The organism is Psychromonas sp., from assembly GCF_047632955.1.
Classification (GTDB): domain Bacteria; phylum Pseudomonadota; class Gammaproteobacteria; order Enterobacterales; family Psychromonadaceae; genus Psychromonas.
This window is the reverse complement of sequence record NZ_JBLIED010000001.1, coordinates 382,626-408,052: the sequence shown is the minus strand read 5'-3', so window position 1 is coordinate 408,052 and position 25,427 is coordinate 382,626. Positions and strand designations below refer to the sequence as shown.

Sequence of the window (25,427 nt, the reverse complement as noted above, 5' to 3'; positions counted from 1 at the left end):
TCTTTCTATCGGCCATTACAAAGGAAATACTAAAACGCTCTAAGTCATAACCAACTACCCACTTGCTTTTTTCTGTTTGAAGGTATTCCCCGCAGATCCCTATTACCGAAATAAAACAACAACGACACTAATTGTCTCTTTTTTGACAAAAACATTAAAAATTAATGACTTGCCAACATAATTTCATAGTACAATCGGTTGCATAAATATAAACTAGACAAAATATTTTATATCCCTGTCTTCTCTCTTTTGGAGAATAATATCTCTATACATAAGTTTAAAAAGAACATCTGGTCACTCTTTTATTTGATTTTATTTATCGGAACGACGCTGCTTGCGGTGGCGGTTTACCAAGAATATGATGAGATTTTACAGAGCACAAAAAACGAACAGCAGCATCAACTCCATATGTTCCATGATCGCCTCGATGCATTATTTAGAGAACAGGAGCTCCTGCAGAATGTACTTGCCAATTCATACTTAAATAACACCAATTTTAACAACCAAACTTTTGATACCTTACTGGGTATTAATCCGCTTTTATTTGGCATCGTTATTGTTTCTAAAGAGGGAAATCTCAAATTTTCAAGCTCTGCCGAGCTGCGCTTACCTGACCTGCTGCAGGACAAAAATACGCAGCAATGGTTTCAGGAAACGCTGAATACCGATCAAATGGTCATTGGTAAAGCCTATTTATTAAAAAGCGGTCATAAATGGATTTTGCCTATTCGAAAAAAAATCCTTGATGCCAAGGGCAATATTGTCGCGGTAATATCAACAGGATTAGATTTAACTATGCTGCAGCAGATGTGGGATGATCTCGATAACTTTCACAATACCATGCAGGTGACCTTAGATAACGGTGCTTTCCCTATTTTACGCAGCGGTTTAAAAATTGATGAGTATGCGCAACACTACAATAATTCATTGCCAGGAAAACAGCTTTTTGGTCAACATATCAGTCAGTTAAAAGCACGATCACTGGCACAAAAAAGCGCTTATTTAGCGCCGATGATTGAACACAGTGAATATTCAAACACGGCCAAATCAATCTATTCGCTGAGCTACAATGCCCGTTATCATTTTTGGACTTCAGCTGAAATACCCTACCAATTTGTAGTGCAGAATCTCTACCAACAGGGGTTTTACTATCTTGTTTTTTACCTTCTGCTGATTGTTACTATCTTCATTCTGTTCCGATGGATAGCCAATAATGAAATAAAAAACATCGCTGAGCTGACCTATAATGCGCAGCATGATGAGCTCACGGGATTAGTTTATACCGCCAGGTATGAATCTTTTAATTCAATTGCAGGTATGGGTGAAAAACCCTTTACCCTGTTATATCTTGATTTGGATAATTTTAAAAATATTAATGATACTTTCGGCAATCGTTTCGGTGATCTTCTGCTGATTAAAGTGGCAGAACGTATTGTTAAAAACGTGTCTCCTTATAAGGGCACTGTTAGCCGCTACCATGGTGATGAGTTTGTGATTTTTATTGAATCCGTAGACAAAATAGAGATCAACCTGTTTGCAAAGTTATTACTCGAGAATATTTCACAGCCGTATCTCATCAAGCGAAACCATTTCAAAATCAGCGCTTCTATCGGTATTGCCTGCTTTCCCGAGCATGCCAGTGACATTGAAACGCTGTTAAGTTATGCCGGTAATAGTTTATTTATGGCCAAAAAAACAAAAAATCAATCGCAGTTTTTTTCTAAAAGCGAGCACCATCAATTACAGCGGAATATAGTGATTGAACAGTCTTTATATCAAGCGGTAATCAATCAAGAAATCACGCTCGTTTATCAACCGCAGTTAGATGGTAATAACAAATTATTTGGGGTTGAAGCCTTAGTTCGCTGGCATCATAAAGAACTTGGATTTATTCCCCCTGATGTCTTTATTCCGATCGCTGAAAATAGCGGGTTCATGCCCCAATTAGGTTTATATATTATGCATAAAGCGATGCAGGAGATCGCTTTGTTGAAACTGCAGGAAAATCTAACTTTTAAACTTTCCATTAATGTTTCTATCAGGCAATTTATGAAAATAGATTTTATCGAAAAATTAATCTCGGCCTGCAACAAATATGCAATAGATAAAACTGATCTCAACATTGAAATTACAGAAAGTCTGTTTATTGAAAGCGTTGATACTCTGTTACCACTCTTCGATAAAATAAAGTCTAACGCGATTTCTCTATCACTCGACGATTTTGGTACCGGCTATTCCTCCCTGAGTATGCTGCGCAAGGTGCCCGTTGATGAACTGAAAATTGATAAAAGTTTTGTTGACCATTTAACCACCAACCACGCCGATAACGTCATGGTCGGCATTATTATCAATATGGGTAAAGCCCTGGGCATGCGCATTGTTGCTGAAGGGGTGGAAGATAAGCGGCAAGTGACGCTGTTAAAAAAAGCAGGTTGTGATATTTTTCAGGGGTATTATTTCTCCAAACCTTTAGCACTTGAAGAGCTGAGGATCTTTGCCAAAAAGCATTGTCATAGCAAAACAACTAAAAAGGTGCTCGCCTTTGCCGATTAAGATTAATTACCTGAATTAACACATTAGCTAACATATAAACGAATTGTTATACAGGATTTTTTGTAAATCCTGCACTTATTCGAGTGGCCAATTGTTATCCTTACTATACTCAGTGACAAAGTATCATTTTATTGCCGCCATAACTGATCTTTCTCGCGGTCAATAAAAGTGGTTGATCTTATGGATGACATATTTGAAACAACAATTGGCTCAGATTCAGAAAGTTCAAGTCAATACTGGCTCAGTATTATTTAGATGCCAGGGAGACTGGACGGCTAAGTCCCTTCAGGATGTTGTGAAATATTTACAAACAGAGACTGAATCGCTGTTTGACCTGTCTATAAAATGGGATGTTACCGACGTAGTAAAGGTAGATTCTGCCGGTATGATGCTTTATATCCATTACCATGATTTGCTCAAGTTACAGCATTGCACTGTCGAGCTAATGGGGGCAAGGTCTGAGTATAAAGATCTTTATCAATTGTTGCGTTGCCATATTTCACCGCAAGCTGTGTCAAAACCCGATTTATTATCTCGCCTACTGAATCCGTTCAGTCATATTGGCAAGTCTGTAGCAGATTTCTGCCAGGATATTAACGATTTTCTTACCTTTATCGGTGAGAATTCTGCCGCACTGCTTACCTCAATACAGCACCCTTCTTCTATCCGCTACGCCTCTATTGTCAAAAATATCGAAGAAGCGGGTGTTCGTGCACTGCCTATTATAGCCCTGACAAGTTGTCTGATTGGTGTGGTGATCACCTATCAGGGCGCATTACAGTTGCAGAAGTTTGGCGCTAATATTTTTATCGTCGATATGATCGGTATTTCTGTTACCAGAGAGCTCGCCCCGCTGATCACAGCCATTGTGGTTGCCGGTAGAACCGGTTCTTCCTATACCGCACAACTTGGCGCGATGACCATTACCGAAGAGATCAGCGCTATGCGTACCATGGGCTTCGAGCCGCATCGTTTTCTAGTTCTGCCACGCATTATTGCCTTAATGATTGCCATGCCGCTGCTAATTTTGTTTGCAGATATTATTGGAATTGCAGGGGGAATGGTGGTCTCCAATATACACTTGAATATTTCCTATGCCGAATTCATCCATCGTCTGCAAAATGTACTCGACATAAAACACCTCTGGATAGGGCTGCTTAAAGGCCCCTTCTTTGCCTGGTTAATCGCAGTTACCGGCTGCTTTCGAGGCTTTCAGGTTGGCAGTAATACGGAAAGTCTTGGCCGTTATACAACAATCAGTGTGGTCAACGCTATTTTCCTGGTGATTGCCTGTGATGCGCTGTTTTCCGTTATCCTTACGGAGCTGGGCATATGAGCACCGTTATCAGTGTTGATAATATAGTGACACGCTTCGCTGATAATGTTGTTCATGACGGTCTGAGTTTAAGCGTCCGGCACGGTGAAATCTATGGCCTGCTCGGTGGCAGTGGTTGTGGAAAATCGACATTAATGAAAGAGATGATCATGTTGTTACGGCCGGCATCGGGAAAAATAGAGGTGCTCGGCCACGATGTTATCAATATAAGCCGAGCGGAAGCTGCCGAACTGCAGGGGCAGTGGGGAGTACTTTTTCAACACGGGGCACTTTATTCTTCCTTAACGGTAATGGAAAATGTGGCGATCAGTCTCAAGGAGTATACAACGCTGCCGGAAAATCTGATCCGTGAGATTGTCCATATGAAGCTCAATCTGGTCGGTCTACCGGCTCACAGTGCAGATCTCTATCCTGCTCAGTTAAGCGGCGGCATGGTCAAGCGCGCATCCTTGGCACGTGCTCTGGCGATGGATCCGCAATTATTATTTTTAGATGAGCCGACTTCCGGACTGGACCCTATTGGCGCTGAAGAATTTGACCATTTAATTGTTGAATTACGCGATATGCTGGATCTGACGGTGATTATGGTCACTCATGATCTTGACTCGATCTGGACCATTGTCGATCGTTTTGCCGTACTGGCAAATAAAATAGTGATTGCCCAAGGTACGCTGAATGAGGTCATACAGTTGTCTGATCCAGTCATCCAGCAGTTCTTTCGAGGAGATCGCGGGCGTTTAAGGAGTGCTCATGGAAAGTAAAATAAATTACACCATTGTCGGTCTCTTCGTGGTTATCCTGACTGCGGCCTTGTTAAGCGCTACTTTCTGGTTAACAAGGCAATACGGGCAACAAACCTATGATAGTTACTTTGTACATTTAACGGAATCCGTTGCCGGTTTGAACATAGATGCCGCGGTTAAATATCGAGGCGTCGACGTAGGTTCGGTAGTAAAAATTGGACTAAAAGCGGATAACCCTGAAGTGGTGGTATTACTGCTCAAAATACTGCAGGACATACCCATCAAGACCGATACCACGGCGGCACTAAATTTCTACGGTATTACCGGGCTTGCCTATATCGAGCTAAAAGGCATCGACCAGAATGCTGCGTTGTTAAAGAGGGAAAATAATACCATACCCGTTATCCCGTCAAGACCGTCAACCTTAAAAAGAATTGATCAATCGTTGAGTCAATTAGCGGAGAAATCGATTGAAACACTGGAAAACATTAACCTCTTACTCGGTCATAAAAACATAAAAAATGTTGAACTACTGCTCTCTGAAAGCAAAGAACTGCTTAAAGATCTGCGCGTCCAATTAGAAGGTATTCACAGACTGGTTGATAATGGTGTTGCAATGGAGAACCAGGTCGCCGCAACCGCTGAAAAAATCAGTGCAGCCTCAACCAGTATCAAACGTATGGCTGACAATCTTGACAACAACAGCACCGGCCTCAGTCAAGAAATGACCCGGGGAATGCGCACCAATTTTAGTGCATTGAACCAGCTTCTAGGTGATCTGGATATTCTTACGGGCAGTCTGCAGGCAACCCTGCAAGGTATTAAAGACAGTCCGGCGGATCTGCTCTTCAAACGTACACAGCCAACACCGGGACCCGGTGAGGAGGGCTATGATGAAAGTTATTATGATAAATAAAAATTGGCTTTTGCTGGCAGTGTTATTAATAGGGGTAACAGGATGTGCCGGCGAAAAACTGCCCGCCGCTTCTACCTATACCCTTTCCCCTGAACTGAATACCTTTCAAGCAGTTAATACTCAACAAATAAAACCTGCCGGTATTCTTATGTTGGAGCGGATTCAAAGCTCGCAGCTGTTTAATAGTAGAGAGATAATCTATCGCGATACAGGATACAGACAGAGCAGCTATGCTTATAGCCGTTGGAGTGATTCACCGGCGGCCATGTTACTGCTTATATTTCAGGAAGCACTTGAAAAAAGCGGGTATTATGCTGCAGTCGTCCCTTATTCATCGCAGTCGAGATCAGATTTTCTGCTGGAGAGTACACTGTTAGATTTCAGTCATCAGATCAACGATGACAGGACTTCCGACGGGGTTATAAGGATGCGCTTTACCCTTATCGATAACAATACCAACAGGGTTATCGCCAGTCGCGATTTTGTTGCAACCGTGCCGGTCGCAGCGCCGATCAATGCCGGCGGCGCGGTAGTTGCACTAAACCAGGCTGTCACTGTCATTACTCAGGAAATGATTGAGTGGCTGGAAGCCTTTCCTGTGGCGGCGCGCTAGTTATACCAGGCTGTTTAAAGAAGCGCCAAGCGTTGATTGGAAGCTTCTAGGGCTTCTCCTAAAGCAAAAACACAAAGAATACAAAGCCTATTGGAGAAAATTACCAATAATTTTCTGAACTGAAATTGCCCGCTTTGCGCCTTAAGTTCTTGGAGTAACCAAGCTTATTTAAAGCATTGCTGGTGTCTTTGACCATGTCAGGATTACCGCATATATAAAAAAAACTGTTCTCCTCTTTTAATGCCACCTGAGCGGTTTCGGTTAATACCCCTGACAACAATAAGTCAGGAATTCTGCCCTGTAAAATTCCGTCACATTGTTCTCTTGAAACAATTGGAATATAGCGAAGCTTGCCTTTGTAGCGATCGATCATTTGCGCAATTTTAGATTGATAGACTAACTCCGCCTCTGTTCTTACCGCATGGACCAACACTATCTCTTCAAAGCGAGAGGCTGTTTCTAATTCATCTAAAATAGAGAGAAACGGTCCGATAGCACTGCCCGTTGAGAGTAACCATAAATCACTCATGTTGTCTGGTATTTCGGCTAAGGTCATAAATCCGCTGGGAGTTTTTGCAACATAAACGGGATCACCTTTTTTTAGCAGCTGCAGACGCGGGCTTAATTCCCCTTCATCGGCGGTAATAAAAAGAAACTCCATCTGTTGATGACCTGCTTTGTGGTGGGGAGAATTGACCAAGGAATAGGCGCGCCGTACCCATTCACCGGAATCATTTAGCAATCCTAATTTTGTAAATTGACCCGCAATATAGGGTTCAATAGGCGCATTAATCATTAAGCTAAACTCATTTTCCGTCCAATCAATACGATCTGTCACAGAACCTTGAACAAAACCATGTGGTACTTCTATCATCTTATTCTCCTTGATTTATTATCTCTGAAAATTATAGTTGATGATTTTAAATGGGATATTTTATCATTCTTAGGAGAGCGACATAACCTTTTTTCAGAAAATGCGCTATACAGGTGATAGAGTATGGTAGGAAAATAATTTTTCTCAGCTATTTTTCTCAGCTATAATAGTCGTCAAAATCACTGCCTTTAATTTCTTGATACTCTTTGTTATCCTTGAAGTATTCTCTCTTTTTTCCGACTAATTTATCTTTTCGACGAGCAGTTGATTTATATTTTTCCTTGGATTTATTGACCGCGTTCTCCCATCTTTTTTCTTCTGAGAAGGTTGGTCCTTGTAATTCATTATTGATGATATTTTTTTTCATATTAACTACCTCAGCTATTTTCCATTAAATAAATAATGCGATTCCTAATGCCCTGATGGTTTAGTAGATGAAGGTGACGCATTGACTTAACATTTATAACAGCGTTTTATGACAAAAACATGTCATAAAATATAAGTTAGAGATAATAATTTTAGGTAAAAAGCTACCATGCAGACCATAATAGCGTTTAAATAGAATATTAATTTATGCGAATGCTCGCGGTTAATGCGATTTAATCATCAAAGTCATCGCCCAATAATTCCCTTAATCTTTTTTGTTCCCTAAACTCTTCAATGCTGCGGCGAACTTTCGCTTTTTCGATATCAATTTTTTTTTGTTGTTCTTTTAAATCACTAACGCTGACAACATCATCTTCGCTGATAACATCATCATCTTCTTCCCTGATAACATCATCACCTTCCCAATCATTATCTTCCCAATCGTCAGGCCCTTCACTATCAGTATCAAATTGCTGAGAATTTTTACTTCCCATATAACTCTCCAAAATAAATTGATTTTTATAATATTGGTCAGCATTGCAATTAAATGCTTGACGCTCTCAATTGCTAATAATCGCAGTTAAACCTATTTTTAGTAAAGTAAAAATACACGCTTTTTTAGTGTTTTTTAGTCTAAAAAAATCATTCTTAATTCCATAAAGTTTGAATTGGTTAGTTAAATTTAAAACGTACAAACTATCATCAGTTTAGTGACAAAATATGACTGTAGTGATTGTGAAAAAATAAAAAGTTGTCGCTATTTTGTAGCTTGCTGTAAAATAAACAAAAAGATCTGCTCTTAGTGCCTACTTATCTTTGCGGTTTACCTCTGTTGAGTATGAGATTTTCCGAATCAAACCCAACTCATAAGTATCAACCATCAAAACGTTACCAGGAAAAACAATGCCTCTTACCAATCAATTATCGTTATTTCTGGATGTTGTTCAGCAAGGTTCATTTACTAAGGCTGCTGCACTGCATGATATGGACAACTCATCGCTTTCTAAACAGATCAAAAAGTTAGAGTCTAGTCTGGGCGTACAACTGCTTAACCGCTCGACGCGTTCTTTCTCCCTGACCCCAGCCGGCGAGAATATCCTCGAGCAAACCCATATACTGATTGATACACTTGAGCAAATTCAGAGTATTGCAGATTCTTATCAGTCCGAAGCAAAGGGAATGTTACGCATTACCTCCTCGATTTTCTTTGGCCAGCAGTATCTTCAGCCGGTCATTTCACGATTTATGAAAAAGTATCCAAATGTAAAAATAACCCACTCTTTAGACGATAAAAAAACAGATATAATATCCGATCACTTTGACTTGGCATTTCGAATTGGCAAATTAACGGAGTCCAATCTGATAGCCAAAAAAATAGCCAATACCCGCTTTGCGCTTGTTGCCTCTAAGGAATTTATTAAGCAGCATGGAAGACCTGTCACACCACAGGAGCTGATCACTTTACCGGCAGTTATTTACAGCAATGGAGATGTCAGCCTGGATCAATTCAGGTTAAGTGAAGTGCCACATGGGCAGCAGCTGAAAAATTATAAAATGAAGGGTAACTATAAGGTAAGTGATGTCAGATCCCTGATCGATGCCGTCAAAGATGGACTAGGTTATACCCTGATTGATCTCTTTAATCTCGAACGCCCGATTGATCAATTGCAACTCGAGCCACTGCTGACCGATTATGTTTTATCGACAATGGATACCGGTATCTATGCGGTATATCCGCATCGAAAACAAACCTTATTAGTTACTGAATTTATTAAGACGGTACAGGAATATATTGGCACACCTCCCTTTTGGGAGAAACATATTCCAGATTACAAAAATTTATACAAATAAAACCTGGACCGTCTGGGAACTGCTCCCGGTTTTATGCCGCTGCACATGCCTATACAAATAAAAATTTATCGACAATATAGGCAGTGACATTCTTTGTTGCACTTAAACGAATTGCTTTCGCCGCGGCATATTCAGAATCATCATGCCATGCCAGCGCCGCATCACGGCTTGGGAATTGGATAATCACTCTCATTGCCGCGTCATCACCGCTCAAAAGAAGGGCATCTTCAGTTGCAACGATAATTTTGCCGCCGTGTTTAAGCACCGTAGCCGCGGTTATATGATTAGAGCCGGGATTGTATTTTGCGTATTGCTCAGGATCGGCAATATCATAGCTAACAATAAAATAAACCGTCATTTTTACTTCCTTATTAAGTTATTTAAATTTCAGTCACAAAGCTCATGTACTGCTGCATGTCACCTACTACGGCCTCTTCCATCAGCGCACCCGTTACTTTTGCATAGGGCTGATTAAAGTGGATATCCCATACGTCAGATTCTTTTCTCCAGTGTTCATAAACAGCCAGCGTATTAGCATCCCCTTCTACCGTGTACAGATCAAACAGCAGGTTGCCCTGTTCTTCTTGACGGGTACAGCGCACATGATCTTCAAACTGTTTTAACAAGCGCACGCGGTTACCGTTCTTTATTTTGAAAATAAAAAAGAGATTAAATAATTCATCCTCGGGATTTGCCGCTTTTAAAGCAATAGGCGCTGGATTAGTCTCGCCGAGATTAAATACCTCTGCAGGCTTTGCCAATGCTGCGTCGAGTAATTCACCAAACTTAACTGTATAGGGTTGTGTGATATGAAAATCTACTGCTTGCTGGTCTTCAAAACGCTCATAAATAAAAAACAGATGACTGTTATGATTATCAACATAGATTCGCATTGCAACAAAATGAGTCTCTTTTTGGGTGTTTTGTTTATGTTCAACCAGTGCACTTTTAAAGGTTTGAATGTGTTCAGGTTTTACATTAAATTTTACGATTTTATTGATCATGGTTATTTCCTATATATCATCATGTAAAATATCTACTTGAATTTTGAGTTTGAAACTCATTGGATGCGGCTTTTGATCCGATCACATTGATGGCGATATAATGAAGGTTTTGTGAGCACAGAGAAATAGTCGATCTTTCCAATTATAATGGTGTTAAAACTCCACAATGGTTAATCTATCCTATTAAACTAATTAAGCAGCTGTACTGCTGTTGCGCACTGAAATGGATGAGCCGCGTTGTTTTATCGAAAATATATGCATTTTTATTTCAGTAATCTGTCAAAGCCAGGATCATTAACGTTCTTTTTGTCCATAATGTTTGGGGGTTTTGACCATCGAGTTTTTCTAAGGACTGTGGAATAATAAGCTCATCATATTAGCCACACATATTTTATAGAAAATACCAAAAGAACTAAAATTGTGTGGTTAAACAAACAATTAATAAACAGATGGAAAATCAGATGTCTCATCCAATCATTAAAGACCTTAATAATCGTTATACAGTAAAGCAGTACGATTCAGCTAAACGCATCTCAGCAGAAGACATGCAAGTGATCAAAGAAGCAATTCGTCTGTCGGCTTCTTCTATCAACTCACAACCTTGGAAATTCATTGTCATTGAGAGCGATCAGGCAAAACAACGTTTCCATGATACTTTTGAGAATAACTTTCAGTTCAATCAGCATCATGCTAAAGAAGCATCACATATAGTACTGTTCGCCAGCAACCCTCGCTTCACCAAAGAACAGTATAAAAAAGTAGTGGATGTTGAAGTATCATCGGGTCACCTACCGGCAGAGATGTACGAGAAAATGTTAAACGGTGGTTATACTTTTGCTGAAGCGAATACAGATGAAACTGGCTTCAACGGTCACTGGACAAAAGCACAAACCTATATCGCACTGGGCAATACGCTCCATGTACTTGCTCGTTTAGGGATTGGTTCTACACCAATGGAAGGCGTTGATGGTGAAATGATTGGTAAGATCTTCAAAGAGGAGCTCAACGGTTACGTGTGTCAATTTGCTTTGGCTATGGGTTACCATTCAGAGACTGAAGATTATAACTATGGTTTGCCAAAAGCACGATTAGCAGCGTTTGATGTGATCACCACGCTTTAAGAGCTCCTTCTTTTTAATCATAAAAGCTTCTATCTTGATGCAAAAAAAGCACTAAACATGAAAATGTTCAGTGCTTTTTATTTAGGTTTTAGCAAAGGAAATAATGAAAAGAGCAATATTGCGACAGAAAAATCAACCCCTCCCACGCGAGTAAAATGGCTCAGTTAGTACTTGATGACGCAGATCATCATCGTTTCATAGAAGTCATAGATAAAGAAAAGAATTGCATATAAAACGACATTATCTTCTTCTTAGCCCGAATTTGAACTTCATTGAGCAACTTTCGAAGTTTTCACCCTTATTTTTAAGTGGAATTAGTATATAGTTCAACAAAATTAATTGTATACGATCCAAATTGGCTTACTGACTTTGTACCTCGCAGTAAATGAGGATAGCTATACAGGTCATTAGATAAATATATTTTGAGCCTTAGAATGAATGATCTGCGTGTTTAAAAGGAAATTAAATACATGCCTGCAAAGCAAATAAAACATCGCTTTTCTTTACACTTTTATATCACAACCCTTTTTTCGATATTAATTCTACTTTGTGGTTTATTAATTGGCTGGTATAGCCACACCCAATTAACTAAATCAATACTACATTCAGGCAAACGTATTTTTACACAGACCAGCCTTCAGGTTGAAAAAAAAATATTGTATGAGAATGAACAAATAATAACAATTCTCAATATTATGGCCTCTACCCCACTAACAAAAGGGATTAATACAAAAGAGATAGCATCAGTTTTACCCATGTTAAAAGCAAGTTTTGATGCAACTGATCATATAACGTCTCTGTTTATTGCTTATCCAAAAAATGACTTTTTACTCTTTCGTAAAACCAGAGGGGGACAATCCTTAAATAATTTTAACGGGCCAGTGCAAAGTCATTATATTATGACCCTAAGTCATAACGGACACGTGAGTCATTATTTTTATAATCAAGCACTGCAGCTGATATTAACAAAAGATGATCCTGATTACCGGCTCAATACCATCTCCCGTCCCTGGTACGAGCAAGCCAAAAATTCATCAGAGATCATTATCACTGAGCCTTATATCTTTTATTCAGGTCAGGAGTTGGGATCAACCATGGCAAGGTTTGACGCGCAGAATAATGTTATTATCGGCACTGACTACATATTAAACGATTTATCTGAACTATTACACTCCTTCGACTCATCCCCAAATTCAGAGCGTATTATTATTGATCAACGGGGACGAGTCATCGCCTATCAGGATCCCCTGGCATTGCTTTCTAAGCAGGGTAAATTTGACCGTTTAAAATCAATTTCAGAAATGCAGCATCCTGTTTTGCAGTATATGTTCGACCATTACAAAAATACAAAAGGGGATATTCAATTCAGTTATGCCGGCCAGCAATGGTTAGGAAAACTATCAACGCTACAGAAAAATAATGCACTCACTTTAGTGCAGCTGGTTCCTGTTGATGAATTACTCGTTAATGCCTATCGGTTACGCAGTGAATCGACCTTAATTACCCTGTTAATTGTTTTATTAACACTGCCTATCGCTTGGTTATGCTCAAAACTATTAACCTCACCCATCAGTAAGCTAACGGTAGAGCTGCAGCACATCAGAGAATTTAATTTTTCCAGGCCGCTCAACAACCGTTCTGTTATTAAAGAAATCAATGAATTGATTGTGGTGACCGGTGGTATGAAAGAAACGATTAACCACTTTCAGGATTTATCTTCGTCGCTGGTAGGAAAACAAAGCTTTCAGGAACTGCTACAAAAAATAACTCTGGAAACAAATAAATTAAGTCATTCGCTTGGCTCGATGATTTTTTTAACGGATAAATCCAAGCGGTTAAATATTGCTCTTACGCAGTTTCAGTCACTTACTGAGCTACAAAATAAAAATCTAAATACAAAACTAAAATCACTCTCACTTAACGAAGCCGATACCCTTAAGCTAATTGCCGCGCAGAATAGAAAAGCAACCACACTTGGTTTACCTGAACGGTTTGAACGGATTATCAAAGAAAACATCCTTAAAAATGAACAACTGACTTGGCAATTACTGCCGTTGTTTAACCGATCCGGTAAATTACTGGGTGTATTAGCTGTGATCAACAATATTCAGAAATCAAATTTACAAGGAAAAAAAAGTTTTATTCAGGCAATTGCACGCTTTTCCGCATTAGCATTAGAAGGACAGATATTACTTGCCGAGCAAAAAAACTTACTCGACAGCTTTATTGAGCTTATTGCCGGAGCGATTGACAGCAAGTCCCCCTATACCGGAAGTCATTGTAAGCGCGTTCCCGAATTAACTAAAATGTTATGCCAGGCAGCTTGTGACCAGCAACAAGATTTTAAAGAGTTCAACCTCGATCAGGATCAATGGGAAGAGTTACATATAGCCGCCTGGCTGCATGATTGCGGGAAAATCATCACCCCTGAATATGTCGTCGATAAAGCCACCAAATTAGAAACTGTTTATGATCGTATCCATGAATTAAGAATGCGTTTTGAGCTGCTCAAAGAACATGCTCATAGTTGCTATTGGCAGGGAGCCGCCGAGGGGGGAGATATCGAGTCTCTGGCAAGACAACGCGATCAGTTGCTGACGACACTGGATCAAGAGTTTGCCTTTGTCGCCGAATGTAATATTGGCGGTGAATATATGTCCGATGACAAAATTGCATATCTGCATAAAATAGCTGAACGCACTTGGTTGCGCACCATAGATGATCAATTAGGTATCAGCAGGAAAGAGAGAAAACAGCATAGCGAAAAACAATCCCCCTTACCCGTGCAGGAGTTTTTATTAGCAAATAAAAAAGCCCATCTTATCAAGCGGGAACAGGCAGAGCCAACTGAACCGGGTAATGCTTGGGGATTTACGATGCAAACACCTGAATACCGTTTCAATAAGGGAGAATTGTACAATCTTGCCATTAAACGCGGCACATTAACCGATGAAGAAAGATTTATTATTAACGGTCATATGGTACATACTATTGTGATGTTATCTAAATTACCCTTTCCAGATCACCTGAAAAATGTGCCTATCATTGCAGGCGGGCACCATGAAAAAATGGATGGATCAGGTTATCCGCGTGCAATAGCGGCACAGGAGTTACCCATGACCGCACGTATGATGGTGGTAGCCGATATATTTGAAGCACTCACGGCATCGGACCGCCCCTATAAAGAACGAAAAACCCTTAGCCAGTCAATCGAAATAATGGCTTTTATGGTTAAAGATAATCATATTGATCCTGCATTATTTAAACTATTTTTAAGCTCAGGTGTCTATTTGCAGTATGCTCAAAAGTATCTTCTTGAAGATCAGATTGACGAACTGGATATTTCGCAGTATCTCTAGACACAATAACATCTCAGAATATTTGAAGATTCAGATTCTACTCGAGTACGTACAACTTTGATGAGCGATTAAGCGCGTAAATACATTAATTTGTGTACAGAAGTAGTGATCTCAGATCTGTTATCGATGCGGTCAAAGACCGACTAGGTTATACCCTGATTGATCTCTTTAATCTCGAACGCCCCATTATTCAACTGCAACTTGAACCACTGCTGACTAATGCAGATGAAACAGACTTCAACGGTTACTGGATAAAAGCACAAACCTATATTGCACTGGGCAATAGCTGCATGTACTTGCACGTTTAGGAATAGGCTCGGTATTAATTAATCACAGAGTAAATTCATTCGGTGTCATTTCTGTATTAGAAAGCACTTCTATTGTTTGTAAAAATACAAACTTGGACAAGATCTTTGCTTAATCAATGCCTCGCTTTCATGCATTCTTCCGGTGTCTAAATAAATCATCTAATTAGTAAAATTGGTATTATTATCTGATTTATAATATTTAAGATAAAAAAAAAGGAGACATAATGTCTCCTTTAAAAATCTAATTACTTACCAGCAATAGGATTAAGCAAGTGCTTTTTTAGCGACTTCAACTAAATGAGCAAATGTTGCTTTATCAAATACTGCGATATCAGCAAGTATCTTACGATCGATTTCAACAGAAGCCTTTTTAAGACCATTGATGAAACGGCTGTAAGATAGACCGCTAATACGAGATGCCGCGTTAATACGAGCGATCCATAATTGACGGAATACACGTTTACGTTGACGACGGTCACGGTAAGCGTATTGACCCGCTTTAGTAACTGCTTGAACAGCTACACGATAAACACGTGAACGTGCTCCGTAATAACCTTTAGCTTGTTTTAATACTTTCTTGTGACGGGCGCGAGCCTGTACACCACGTTTAATTCTTGGCATTTTTTATTCCTTACTTAAGCAAATGGCAACATTCTGCGGATTTGTGGTACGTCTACTTTATTTACCATGCTTTGTGCACGCAAATGGCGCTTACGCTTAGTAGACTTCTTAGTAAGGATGTGACGTAAGTGTGATTGCTTACGCTTAAAACCGCCAGAAGCAGTCTTTTTAAAGCGCTTTGCAGCACCTTTGTTCGTTTTCATTTTAGGCATTGCGAACTCCGCATTGTTCTAATTTAAATTAAACCAGTAAGGCGAATGTTTATACCGCTGCGTAATAATGCATACGGTATATAACACTACTTTATGCCTTAGCTAGCACGTTTAGGGCCTAACACCATCACCATTTGACGGCCTTCCATTTTCGGGAAAGACTCGACAACGGATATTTCCGCTAAATCCGCTTTAATACGGTTTAACAGATTTATCCCTAAGGATTGGTGTGCCATTTCACGACCACGATAACGCAGTGTTACTTTAGCTTTATTACCCTCTTCTAAAAAGCGAGTCAGGTTGCGTAGTTTTACCTGATAATCGCCTTCATCAGTTCCAGGACGGAATTTTATTTCCTTTAACTGAACCTGTTTCTGATTTTTCCGTTGTTCTTTAACGGATTTAGTCTTTTCATACAAAAATTTGCCATAATTCATGATGCGACAAACTGGTGGCTCAGCGTTTGGACTGATCTCAACTAAGTCCAGATCGGCATCAACAGCCATATTTATTGCTTCTTCCAGTGAAACGACGCCAACTGGTTTGCCTTCTGAGTCTGAGAGACGTACTTCAGTCCCTGTAATCTCATCATTCAAACGATGTTTATTGCCCTGTTGTGGGGCTTTTTTTGCACCTTTTATAACAAATTCTCCTAATAAATTTAACGGCGTGTAATGATTTCTTCTTTAACATAAGCGATAAAGTCATCTACATTGAATTTACCTAAATCATCACCTTTACGTGTTCTTACAGCAACTTCACCAGCTTCGACTTCTTGATCACCGATAACAAGTAAATACGGAACACGTTTTAATGTATGCTCACGGATTTTAAAGCCTATCTTCTCATTTCTCAAGTCCGAAATGGCTCTAATACCTGATTTTTTTAATTTATTTACAACTTCATCGACAAAAGTAGACTGTTTATCGGTAATATTCATTACCACCACCTGTTTTGGTGATAACCATGTAGGATAAACGCCGGCGTATTCTTCAGTCAGAATACCAATAAAACGCTCTAAAGAACCTAAAATTGCGCGATGAATCATAACCGGTGTATGTCTTTCGTTATCTTCACCAACAAAAGAAGCGTCTAAACGACCCGGCATTGAAAAATCAAGTTGGATTGTACCACATTGCCAAGCTCGACCTAAACAATCATATAAAGTAAATTCTATTTTTGGCCCATAAAAAGCCCCTTCACCGGGCAAGAGGTCATAAGTGATATTATTGGTGGTCAATGCGTTAGCCAAAGCAGCTTCTGCTTTATCCCAAGTCGCATCATCTCCCACACGTTGATCCGGGCGGGTTGACAGTTTGACCACAACATCTTCAAAACCAAAGGTTTTGTAACATTCAAATACCATCTGAATGCAAGAAGATACTTCTGCAAGAATTTGCTCTTCCGTACAGAAAATATGCGCGTCATCCTGAGTAAAGCCACGTACACGCATTAAACCGTGTAATGAGCCAGACGGCTCGTTACGGTGACAGGAACCAAATTCCGCCATACGCAGCGGCAAATCACGATACGATTTCAGTCCCTGATTGAATATTTGTAAATGTCCGGGGCAGTTCATCGGTTTAATCGCATAATCACGATTTTCAGAACTGGTCGTGAACATATTATCTTTGTATTTACCCCAATGTCCCGATTTCTCCCAAAGAGAACGATCCAGGATTTGTGGCGCTTTTACTTCCTGATAGTTATAAGCTTCAGTTTGCTCACGCACATATTTTTCAAGTTCACGATAAATTGTCCATCCGTTACTGTGCCAGAAAACCATACCCGGCGCTTCTTCCTGCATATGATACAGATCTAACTGTTTACCGATTTTACGGTGATCACGTTTAGCCGCTTCTTCAAGACGTTTTAAATAGGCATTAAGTTGTTTTTTGTCAGCCCAGGCGGTGCCATAGATTCGTTGCAGCATTTTATTGTCGGAATTGCCGCGCCAATATGCGCCGGCGACCTTCATCAGTTTAAAATATTGACAGAATTTCATCATTGGTACGTGTGGACCACGACACATATCAATATATTCTTGATGATGGTATAAGCCGGGACGATCGTCAGGATGAATACCTTCGATGATTTCTAATTTATAGGTCTCGTCACGCTCGGTGAAAACCGCTTTTGCTTGTTCTACCGAAACTTTTTCTTTAACCACGGTATAATTAGTTTTCACTAATTCATTCATACGTTTTGATATTTTAGCCAACTCTTCATCATTGATATTAATATCAATGTCAATATCGTAATAAAAGCCATTTTCAATCGTCGGACCAATTGCCATCTTAGCTTTAGGGTAAAGCTGCTTGATAGCATGCCCTAAAAGATGCGCACATGAGTGACGCAGTATTTCTAAGCCTGCATCATCTTTTGCAGTAATAATGGCAATGTTAGCGTCTTTTTCAATAGGATCACATGCATCAACTAACTGACCGTCAACTCGCCCGGCAATACATGCCTTGGCAAGACCGGGACCGATATCGGCCGCGATTTCCATAATTGAGGTAGTGTTATCGAATTGACGTTGATTACCGTCGGGAAGAGTAATAATGGGCATGCTGAATTTCCTCACAGTGATGCTTCCAACCAAAAAGCATTTGTATAATTGATAAATAGGATGCGCATTTTAAAGGAATATAATGCTTATGAAAAGCGCCAATTTTCAAGGTTCAAAAAGCAGCGTTTAATAAGGGCAGTGTTAAAGGTTAAAATGTGGATAAATCGAGTGCCGATGGCCACTTAATTAGCAGCGCTATCGATTATTTTTCTTTTTTTACTTTCTTATCGGTATTAAAACTATTACCTTTAAATAAACTCATTATAACTTCTTTGTTGCTGGCAAGGTATAATCCCAACTCCTCCAGTTGCTGATCATCAAGCGTTACTGTGCTGGCGCCAATAAATTCTGCAAGTTGGTCTGCACTGTCTAACATTTTGTCGTAGGCATCAGCTTCTTTTTTACTGGTAAAGGTCATTTTTTCAACACCTTTTCTTTCTACAATATATTTTATGATTATTGCCACGGTGGCCTCTTTAAAATGTAATAATAAATTAGATTTTATTCATGTGTTTTTATACAGTACTAAACTCGCACTAAGATTGCAAATTTTTGTTAAATAGTTGTTTGTTTGCTATCTTTCTCATTAACTCAATAATAATATGATTTTATTCAATGAAAACAATAATCTGCCGACATTGTGATATGGTTTCAAATATACCACACCTGCCCATAAACTATGTGGCCAAATGCTGCCGTTGCGGGGGGGCATTATATAAAAATACTAAGTGCAGGCCATCTGTATTGCTTGCGTTGTCTTTAACCGCATTACTGGTGATGATTCCGGCTTTTTATTTCCCGTTAATTTCAGTTAATTTACTGGGCATTACCGAGGACACAAATTTATTGCAGGGTGCGTTAATGATGCTTGATAGCACCCCCGTTGTCTCCGTGGTGGTTTTCTTTTGCGCCGTCATAGCACCAACGCTATTGATTTCATGCATTGCCTTTAGCAGTTTATGTTTAACTTATAATTACTTTCCGGCATCTATACCAAAAGTGTTACAGCTCACCCATTCTCTGATGCATTGGTCAATGTTGGAAGTTTATATGGTGAGTTTAATGGTCGCAGTCTTTAAATTGATGAGTTATTCAGATCTCTATTTCGGCTCGGGTTTCTATTTTTTTATTACCCTGTTGCTGCTGGATATGACCATTATCAGTAATTACAGTAATCATGCTTATTGGGAGCGTTATATCAATGGAAAATAGTGCAGTAGCAGGGAAAACGGGGGTTGAACAAGGACTGCAACTTTGTAAAGTTTGCGGCAATCACTCAATCTCTAAAACAGCGCCTAACCACTGCCCTACCTGTTTAAACCCTATTTCCGTGCGCACCAAAAACAGTTTGCAAAAAACCTGGGCGTTTTTGATAACCGCGATGATCTTTATTTTCCCCGCCAATTTATACCCGATCACTTATTTATTAAAAAATAACATACGTTACCCCGATACTATTTTTTCCGGAATATTAAGCCTAATGGATAGTGATATGCTCACTATTGCAATCATTGTTTTTATAGCTTCAATAGTGGTCCCGATTTTCAAAATAATGGCATTAACTTTTATCCTGCTGGCCATACAATACCGCTGGCGCTTTAGCCGTAAAAAACAGCTTTGGATATTTAATATAGTGGATTGGATAGGAAAGTGGTCAATATTAGATCTTTTTGTTATTTCAATCATGGTGGCGGTATTTGATAAAGGACAGTTACTTTCTGTTTATCCGGGAATAGCGGCTTCCTCATTTACCATAGTCGTTTTAACCACTCTGTTTGCTGCAAACAGTTTCGATACGCGTTTAATTTGGGATGCTAAAAAATAATGAATGAACAAGATCCAAAGACCGAGGCAAGCATTGTCAAGTCGCAAACAATATCACCCATCTGGTTCCTGCCGCTGGTTGCTGCTCTTTTGGGCGCGTGGTTTTTATTTCAAAATATCACCAATGCCAATGCCACCATTAAAATACATTTTGAACATGCAGAAAGCATCATAGTGGATAAAACTAAACTGCATTATAAAGGTGTGATCATTGGTACTGTCAAAAAAGTGGAATTGGATCCCGATGGTGGTGTCAATATTATTGCAAATATTGATTCTCACGCCAAATTAATGCTCCGTAAGGGTACAAAATTTTGGTTAGTATCACCCAAAGCTTCTCTGACTTCCATCACCGGTTTAGACACCCTTTTTTCCGGTAGTTATATTAATCTGCAACCGGGTGATGGCGAGTATACGACTGATTTTATCGCGCAAACCGAGCAGCCGATTAGCATACCTGAAAATGCACGACTGATTAATCTGCAAAGTGATAATGCGGGATCGATCAACGTCGGCACGCCATTATTCTACAAAAACATTCAAGTGGGTGAGGTTGCCGACATCCGTTTAGACCAGTCCGGACAATCGGTCGATATCAGCGCCTTTGTTAATGGCGAATATAACCATTTGGTGAAAAATAACAGTAAATTTTGGAATATTAGCGGATTAAACGCCAATATTTCACCAACAGGTATCGATATATCGCTTAATAGCCTGACCTCCTTAATTGCGGGAGGCATTACCTTTTCCTCACCAGAGGAAGGTGAAGAACTTACAAGTGATGCGCATTTTAAGTTATTTAACAATATTGACGACAGCAAAATGGGCCTTTCTATAGAACTCATTACCAATCACATTAATAACTTACCTAAGGGTGCCGGCATTTTATTTAAAGGATTGGGTATTGGCAGAATAACCGATATTGAATACTCAATAACAGATGAGCAGTTTGTTGTCTCGGCACTGATTAACCCACAATTCAGTGATTTGATCACCGAAGGATCACAGTTTTGGATTGAAGAGACATCACTCACCTTTGCAAAAATAAAAAATATTGGCAATGTTATTAAAGGCGATTATATTGCTTTTCAACCCGTTTCAGGCAACCAATTAAGCAGCAGTACAAAGTCCACTCGTTTTGTCATTCAGCGAGCAGCACCGCCGCAAGCTTCGGTTCTTTCTCTGGTGGTATTAACCGAAGACGCGACCGGACTAAGCCCACAAGCCCCTATTACCTATCAAGGACTCAAAATAGGGGAAATAACGGCTTTAGATTTTTCAGAAAAAGAAGGATTTATTGCGGTTTATATTGATATTGAGCAGCAGTATCAATATCTGATCAATAAAAACAGCCAATTTTATCTGCTAAGTGGAGTAAATTTTAAAGCTTCTTTAACGGGAATAGAGGTTCAATCGACCCCTCTTCAAAATTTAATTTCCGGCGGTATAGGCTTGTATAACAAAAGACCGGTCAATAAATCTCAAACAGCCGCGGTTTTAAATAAAGATCAATTTTTTAGATTATACCCCTCAAAGGCGCTGGTAAAAGTCGGGCTTAATGTTTTCAGTCAGCCCAAGAAAATTGAAGTTTTAAGCAGAGAATTACCTTCCGTTACCGAGGGTTCTCCGGTTTATTACAGAAAACTACCTATTGGCGAAGTGAGTAATTTTTCTGTTGATAATTCGGGTTTAATGCAAACCACCCTGAGTATTAAAGGGCAATATAAACATCTTATTAATGCGCACAGTGTATTCTGGAACATCAGTGGTTTTAGCGCGGATGCGGGTCTTGGCGGTTTGAAAATACAAGCTGAATCCTTACTGTCTATTGCGGCGGGGGGAATTGCCGTGGGTCCCGGAAATAAACAAATTGACAATAAATACAGTAATGGTAAATACAAACTTTTTAACAGCCAGAAGCTTGCAACCATCCCCGCAACCTTAATCAGTGTGACCTTTAATCAGGCCAACGATTTACAAACAGGCAGTCAGTTACGCCTGAAAGGCTTAGTAGTTGGTGAAGTTATTGATTTAACACTGACATCGCAACAGAAAGTACGGGCGACGGTCAATCTTAAACCCAAATTTGCCGAACAAGTGGCACGCAAAGGCAGCCGTTTTTGGATGGTCAAAACTGAGGCATCCTTATCCGGGGTTAAAAATTTATCTACTTTGGTGTCCGGCGCTTATATTAACGTCTCCCTTGGTAAAGGGATCACTGAAAAATATTTCACCGGTGAAGACGCTGAACCGCTGCTTGCACAAAATCAATCGGGATTACCCATTATTTTGCTTGCAGATAATGCCGGCTCGAGCGACATAAGCAGCCCTGTCTACCACCGCCAAATCCAGATAGGGCAAGTAATTTCAAAGCGCTTATCCTATAATGCTTCGGGGGTCGAGATCACCATTAATATCTACCCTAAATACTCCCATTTAATTCGTCAAAATTCTATTTTTTGGCCAGCTTCAGGGTTTAATTTAGATATCGGTATCACCGGTGCCGCCTTAAAGGCGACCTCTTTAACCTCTTTAATTAAGGGCGGGATAAGTATGAGCACGCCCGATGACCAAGCTTTACAACCTGCGAGTGATGCCTTTTCGCGTTTTAAGCTGAAAAATGAAATGAACAAAGAATGGTTAAACTGGACACTGGCGATCCCTAAACCTTAGGCTCTGACTTTGACTTTGACTTTGAAATAATAAATAGAAATAGAAATAAGAAATCCGGCAATATGTTATACCGCGCGCATCCCTCGCGCGCTTAAAGGAATTATAATGCACAGTACTACCCGACTCCCGCAGGCGTTTATTGAAAAGATGACCGACATTTTACCCAGCCAACTGAAAATAGAAGATTTTATAGATATCTGTCAGCGTCCTCTGCGCCGCGCAATCAGAGTCAATACATTAAAAATATCAGTTGAACAATTTCAACAACGTGCCAAAGAGCAGGGCTGGTCATTAACGGCAATCCCCTGGTGCGCTGAAGGTTTTTGGATCGAAGTGGAAGATGAGCTGCCCCCCCTTGGCAACAGTGCAGAGCACCTTGGCGGCTTATGCTATATCCAGGAAGCGAGTTCAATGTTACCCGTCGCCGCCCTGTTTCATTTTTTCACACCTTCGGAAAAGTCTATCGTGCTTGATGCTGCGGCAGCACCCGGCTCTAAAACCACACAAATAGCAGCAAAGATGAGTAATAGCGGATTGATTATCGGCAATGAATTTTCTTCCAGCAGGATTAAAATGTTACATGCCAATATTCAGCGCTGCGGCATTAAAAACGTCGCCTTAACACATTTTGATGCCCGAGTATTTGGGAAATGGTTGCCGGACACCTTTGACGCAATTTTATTAGATGCGCCCTGCTCAGGCGAAGGCACCGTCCGTAAGGATAAATATGCAATGAACAACTGGAGTCAATCCTCTATTAACGAGATAGCATCCATGCAGCAGGAATTGATCCTCAGTGCTTTCCACGCACTAAAAGAAGATGGGATTTTAATTTATTCTACCTGCACCTTAAGCCACGAAGAAAATCAGGATATTTGTTATTTTTTAAAAAATAAATTTCCCGAGCATATTGAATTTTTAGATTTAGAAACATTATTTACGGATGCCCATAAAACCCGCACTGAGGAGGGTTTCTTACATATCTGGCCACAGGTTTATGACAGTGAAGGCTTCTTTGTGGCGGCCATTAAAAAGACCCAAGCCAGCACCGTAGAGCCCGCCGTAAAACGTTTGGGCAAATTTCCTTTTATCAGGCCAACCAGACAGAAAGAGAAAGCGCTCTATGACTACTTTAGCAGCCAATTTTCCATTACCAATATCGCAGGTATGTTGTATAAGCGCGATCAGGAATTCTGGTTATTTCCAGATCCGATCAAACCCCTGATTAAGGAGTTACGATTCTCGCGCTTAGGGATCAAAATTGCCGAAGAATTTGGTAACGGACGCAAAAGCGGCTTTAAAACCACCCATGAGTTTGCCAGTTGTTTTGGTGACAATGCCGATAGCATACAAGTTGAACTAAACGCCGAACAAGCACAGGAATTCTACCAGGGCCGTGATATTAGGAATGTTGACGCTAAAGGGCTTAAGGGCGAAGTTCTGTTAAGTTACCGAAAGCGAGTGATAGGATTAGGAAAATCACTTGATAACCGCATTAAAAACAGTTTACCGCGGGAGTTAATCCGCGATAACAATTTATTCGTAAAATAATACAATAACAATCTGTTTGTAAAATAACAGTCACTATGGCTCGGGATCTTTAGATCTCGGGCTCTTGATCCTAACGATTTTTTCACGCCCTTCTTTTTTAAAAAATGGAGTTATCAGAATGTTATTTATTTTAAAAAAATGGATAGGTGCTTTGCTGATGCCGCTCCCTTTTGTGTTAATGCTTTTTTTGTTTGCCCTTATTTTACTGTTTTTCACACACAAACAAAAACTCGCTAAATTTAATTTACTGTTAAGTTTTATACTTTTATTTTCATTTAGTTTTATGCCCGTGTCTGAGCCGCTGGTGCGCTCATTAGAGTCTAAATATCCGCCGGTTATGCAGGCGGCGCAGAACTTTGACTATATTTTAGTGTTAGGCTCGGGCGGTATTGCCGATCCAAGTCTACCCGTAACGGGGCAATTATCCGCCGTTGCATTAAGTCGCTTGATGGAGGCGCTGCGTTTGTATCACGCCAATCCAAATGCAATATTGGTTGTTTCCGGGGGAAATTTTGGGGATCTTAAATCTCATGCATTATTGCTGCAGGAATTGGCAATTTCCATGAACATTCCTAAAGATAAAATTATCCGCCTGGATAATACGCTAGATACCGATGACGAAGCCAGACAGATGTCGGAAATTATCAAAGGGCAGTCAGCCGTTTTAGTGACTTCTGCAACTCATATGCCACGCGCAATGCGACTTTTTCATAAATATAACAGAACGCCCGTAGCCGCACCTGCGAATTATCTGGCCAAAAATCGTCTGGGAGAAACGCCTTATTATTATTATATTCCCTCATCTGATTACCTTGATAAAACAAAAGTTGCCTGGCATGAATATCTCGGAACATTACAAAATTGGCTCAAAGCGCAACTTTAAAATAAAAAAAATAAACATTGTTTATCTTTTTTAATAGCCTGACTCAGTAG

24 protein-coding genes are annotated in these 25,427 nt (G+C 39.9%); 14 read left to right on the top strand and 10 right to left on the bottom strand.

Annotation, left to right across the window (positions count from 1 at the left end; genetic code table 11):
- The first annotated feature begins 306 nt into the window (after window positions 1-306).
- The 5 genes from ACJAZP_RS01720 (at window position 307) to ACJAZP_RS01700 (ending at window position 6,161) form a co-directional block, all read left to right on the top strand.
- Window positions 307-2,553, top strand: coding sequence for an EAL domain-containing protein (locus tag ACJAZP_RS01720; RefSeq protein ID WP_415229000.1), 2,247 nt, complete (start codon window positions 307-309; stop codon window positions 2,551-2,553).
- Between the two features lie 184 nt (window positions 2,554-2,737).
- Window positions 2,738-3,889, top strand: a complete 1,152-nt coding sequence (locus ACJAZP_RS01715; protein ID WP_415228999.1) for an ABC transporter permease — start codon at window positions 2,738-2,740, stop codon at window positions 3,887-3,889.
- A complete protein-coding gene (locus ACJAZP_RS01710) occupies window positions 3,886-4,650 on the top strand; it encodes an ABC transporter ATP-binding protein (protein WP_415228998.1) in 765 nt (254 codons plus the stop codon). The genes ACJAZP_RS01715 and ACJAZP_RS01710 overlap by 4 nt, the downstream gene beginning before the upstream one ends.
- On the top strand, window positions 4,640-5,548 hold the full coding sequence (locus tag ACJAZP_RS01705) for an MlaD family protein (protein WP_415228997.1): 909 nt from the start codon (window positions 4,640-4,642) through the stop codon (window positions 5,546-5,548). Before ACJAZP_RS01710 ends, ACJAZP_RS01705 begins: the two co-directional genes overlap by 11 nt.
- Window positions 5,523-6,161 carry an ABC-type transport auxiliary lipoprotein family protein gene (locus tag ACJAZP_RS01700; protein ID WP_415228996.1) on the top strand — a complete coding sequence of 213 codons (639 nt, stop codon included), beginning with the start codon at window positions 5,523-5,525 and terminating at the stop codon, window positions 6,159-6,161. Before ACJAZP_RS01705 ends, ACJAZP_RS01700 begins: the two co-directional genes overlap by 26 nt.
- A gap of 100 nt (window positions 6,162-6,261) precedes the next feature.
- On the opposite strand, the gene ACJAZP_RS01695 is transcribed toward ACJAZP_RS01700, so the two are convergent.
- The 3 genes from ACJAZP_RS01695 to ACJAZP_RS01685 all read right to left on the bottom strand — a co-directional run bounded on the left by ACJAZP_RS01695 (window position 6,262) and on the right by ACJAZP_RS01685 (window position 7,895).
- Entirely contained in the window at window positions 6,262-7,035 is a 774-nt protein-coding gene (locus tag ACJAZP_RS01695; protein WP_415228995.1) for a ferredoxin--NADP reductase, read from the bottom strand.
- A 157-nt stretch (window positions 7,036-7,192) separates the two neighbouring features.
- The gene (locus ACJAZP_RS01690; RefSeq protein ID WP_415228994.1) at window positions 7,193-7,402 is read right to left on the bottom strand and encodes a hypothetical protein; all 210 of its coding nucleotides are present in this window, start codon (window positions 7,400-7,402) and stop codon (window positions 7,193-7,195) included.
- A gap of 232 nt (window positions 7,403-7,634) precedes the next feature.
- Window positions 7,635-7,895, bottom strand: coding sequence for a PA3496 family putative envelope integrity protein (locus ACJAZP_RS01685; RefSeq protein WP_415228993.1), 261 nt, complete (start codon window positions 7,893-7,895; stop codon window positions 7,635-7,637).
- A 409-nt stretch (window positions 7,896-8,304) separates the two neighbouring features.
- Between ACJAZP_RS01685 and ACJAZP_RS01680 the strand changes: the two genes are divergently transcribed.
- The gene (locus ACJAZP_RS01680) at window positions 8,305-9,252 is read left to right on the top strand and encodes a LysR family transcriptional regulator (protein ID WP_415228992.1); all 948 of its coding nucleotides are present in this window, start codon (window positions 8,305-8,307) and stop codon (window positions 9,250-9,252) included.
- Between the two features lie 49 nt (window positions 9,253-9,301).
- Here the strand turns inward: ACJAZP_RS01680 and ACJAZP_RS01675 are convergent, their stop codons facing one another.
- Together ACJAZP_RS01675 and ACJAZP_RS01670 are read right to left on the bottom strand one after the other, a co-directional pair.
- A complete protein-coding gene (locus tag ACJAZP_RS01675; RefSeq protein ID WP_415228991.1) occupies window positions 9,302-9,610 on the bottom strand; it encodes a DUF1330 domain-containing protein in 309 nt (102 codons plus the stop codon).
- A 22-nt stretch (window positions 9,611-9,632) separates the two neighbouring features.
- The gene (locus ACJAZP_RS01670) at window positions 9,633-10,256 is read right to left on the bottom strand and encodes a putative quinol monooxygenase (protein ID WP_415228990.1); all 624 of its coding nucleotides are present in this window, start codon (window positions 10,254-10,256) and stop codon (window positions 9,633-9,635) included.
- Between the two features lie 461 nt (window positions 10,257-10,717).
- Here ACJAZP_RS01670 and ACJAZP_RS01665 point away from each other — a divergent pair, with 461 nt between their 5' ends.
- From ACJAZP_RS01665 to ACJAZP_RS01655, 3 genes are all read left to right on the top strand, one after another.
- Window positions 10,718-11,377: a nitroreductase family protein gene (locus tag ACJAZP_RS01665; protein ID WP_415228989.1), complete on the top strand. Its 660-nt coding sequence runs from the start codon at window positions 10,718-10,720 to the stop codon at window positions 11,375-11,377.
- Between the two features lie 470 nt (window positions 11,378-11,847).
- On the top strand, window positions 11,848-14,736 hold the full coding sequence (locus tag ACJAZP_RS01660; protein WP_415228988.1) for an HD domain-containing phosphohydrolase: 2,889 nt from the start codon (window positions 11,848-11,850) through the stop codon (window positions 14,734-14,736).
- A 92-nt stretch (window positions 14,737-14,828) separates the two neighbouring features.
- Window positions 14,829-15,044, top strand: coding sequence for a hypothetical protein (locus ACJAZP_RS01655; RefSeq protein WP_415228987.1), 216 nt, complete (start codon window positions 14,829-14,831; stop codon window positions 15,042-15,044).
- A gap of 264 nt (window positions 15,045-15,308) precedes the next feature.
- On the opposite strand, the gene rplT is transcribed toward ACJAZP_RS01655, so the two are convergent.
- From rplT to ACJAZP_RS01630, 5 genes are all read right to left on the bottom strand, one after another.
- Window positions 15,309-15,665: a 50S ribosomal protein L20 gene (gene rplT / locus ACJAZP_RS01650; protein ID WP_415228986.1), complete on the bottom strand. Its 357-nt coding sequence runs from the start codon at window positions 15,663-15,665 to the stop codon at window positions 15,309-15,311.
- A 14-nt stretch (window positions 15,666-15,679) separates the two neighbouring features.
- On the bottom strand, window positions 15,680-15,877 hold the full coding sequence (rpmI, locus tag ACJAZP_RS01645) for a 50S ribosomal protein L35 (protein ID WP_415228985.1): 198 nt from the start codon (window positions 15,875-15,877) through the stop codon (window positions 15,680-15,682).
- A gap of 98 nt (window positions 15,878-15,975) precedes the next feature.
- Window positions 15,976-16,518, bottom strand: coding sequence for a translation initiation factor IF-3 (gene infC / locus ACJAZP_RS01640; protein ID WP_415229018.1), 543 nt, complete (start codon window positions 16,516-16,518; stop codon window positions 15,976-15,978).
- A 20-nt stretch (window positions 16,519-16,538) separates the two neighbouring features.
- Window positions 16,539-18,446: a threonine--tRNA ligase gene (gene thrS, locus ACJAZP_RS01635; RefSeq protein ID WP_415228984.1), complete on the bottom strand. Its 1,908-nt coding sequence runs from the start codon at window positions 18,444-18,446 to the stop codon at window positions 16,539-16,541.
- A 202-nt stretch (window positions 18,447-18,648) separates the two neighbouring features.
- Window positions 18,649-18,912: a YebG family protein gene (locus ACJAZP_RS01630; protein ID WP_415228983.1), complete on the bottom strand. Its 264-nt coding sequence runs from the start codon at window positions 18,910-18,912 to the stop codon at window positions 18,649-18,651.
- 149 nt (window positions 18,913-19,061) lie between these two features.
- On the opposite strand from ACJAZP_RS01630, the gene ACJAZP_RS01625 reads away from it, so the two are divergent.
- The 5 genes from ACJAZP_RS01625 (at window position 19,062) to elyC (ending at window position 25,377) form a co-directional block, all read left to right on the top strand.
- Window positions 19,062-19,658, top strand: coding sequence for a paraquat-inducible protein A (locus tag ACJAZP_RS01625; protein WP_415228982.1), 597 nt, complete (start codon window positions 19,062-19,064; stop codon window positions 19,656-19,658).
- Window positions 19,648-20,271: a paraquat-inducible protein A gene (locus ACJAZP_RS01620; RefSeq protein ID WP_415228981.1), complete on the top strand. Its 624-nt coding sequence runs from the start codon at window positions 19,648-19,650 to the stop codon at window positions 20,269-20,271. The genes ACJAZP_RS01625 and ACJAZP_RS01620 overlap by 11 nt, the downstream gene beginning before the upstream one ends.
- Window positions 20,271-22,943 carry an MlaD family protein gene (locus ACJAZP_RS01615; protein ID WP_415228980.1) on the top strand — a complete coding sequence of 891 codons (2,673 nt, stop codon included), beginning with the start codon at window positions 20,271-20,273 and terminating at the stop codon, window positions 22,941-22,943. The genes ACJAZP_RS01620 and ACJAZP_RS01615 overlap by 1 nt, the downstream gene beginning before the upstream one ends.
- A gap of 105 nt (window positions 22,944-23,048) precedes the next feature.
- Window positions 23,049-24,494: a 16S rRNA (cytosine(1407)-C(5))-methyltransferase RsmF gene (gene rsmF / locus ACJAZP_RS01610; RefSeq protein ID WP_415228979.1), complete on the top strand. Its 1,446-nt coding sequence runs from the start codon at window positions 23,049-23,051 to the stop codon at window positions 24,492-24,494.
- A gap of 118 nt (window positions 24,495-24,612) precedes the next feature.
- Window positions 24,613-25,377, top strand: coding sequence for an envelope biogenesis factor ElyC (elyC, locus tag ACJAZP_RS01605; protein WP_415228978.1), 765 nt, complete (start codon window positions 24,613-24,615; stop codon window positions 25,375-25,377).
- Window positions 25,378-25,427: the final 50 nt, after the last annotated feature.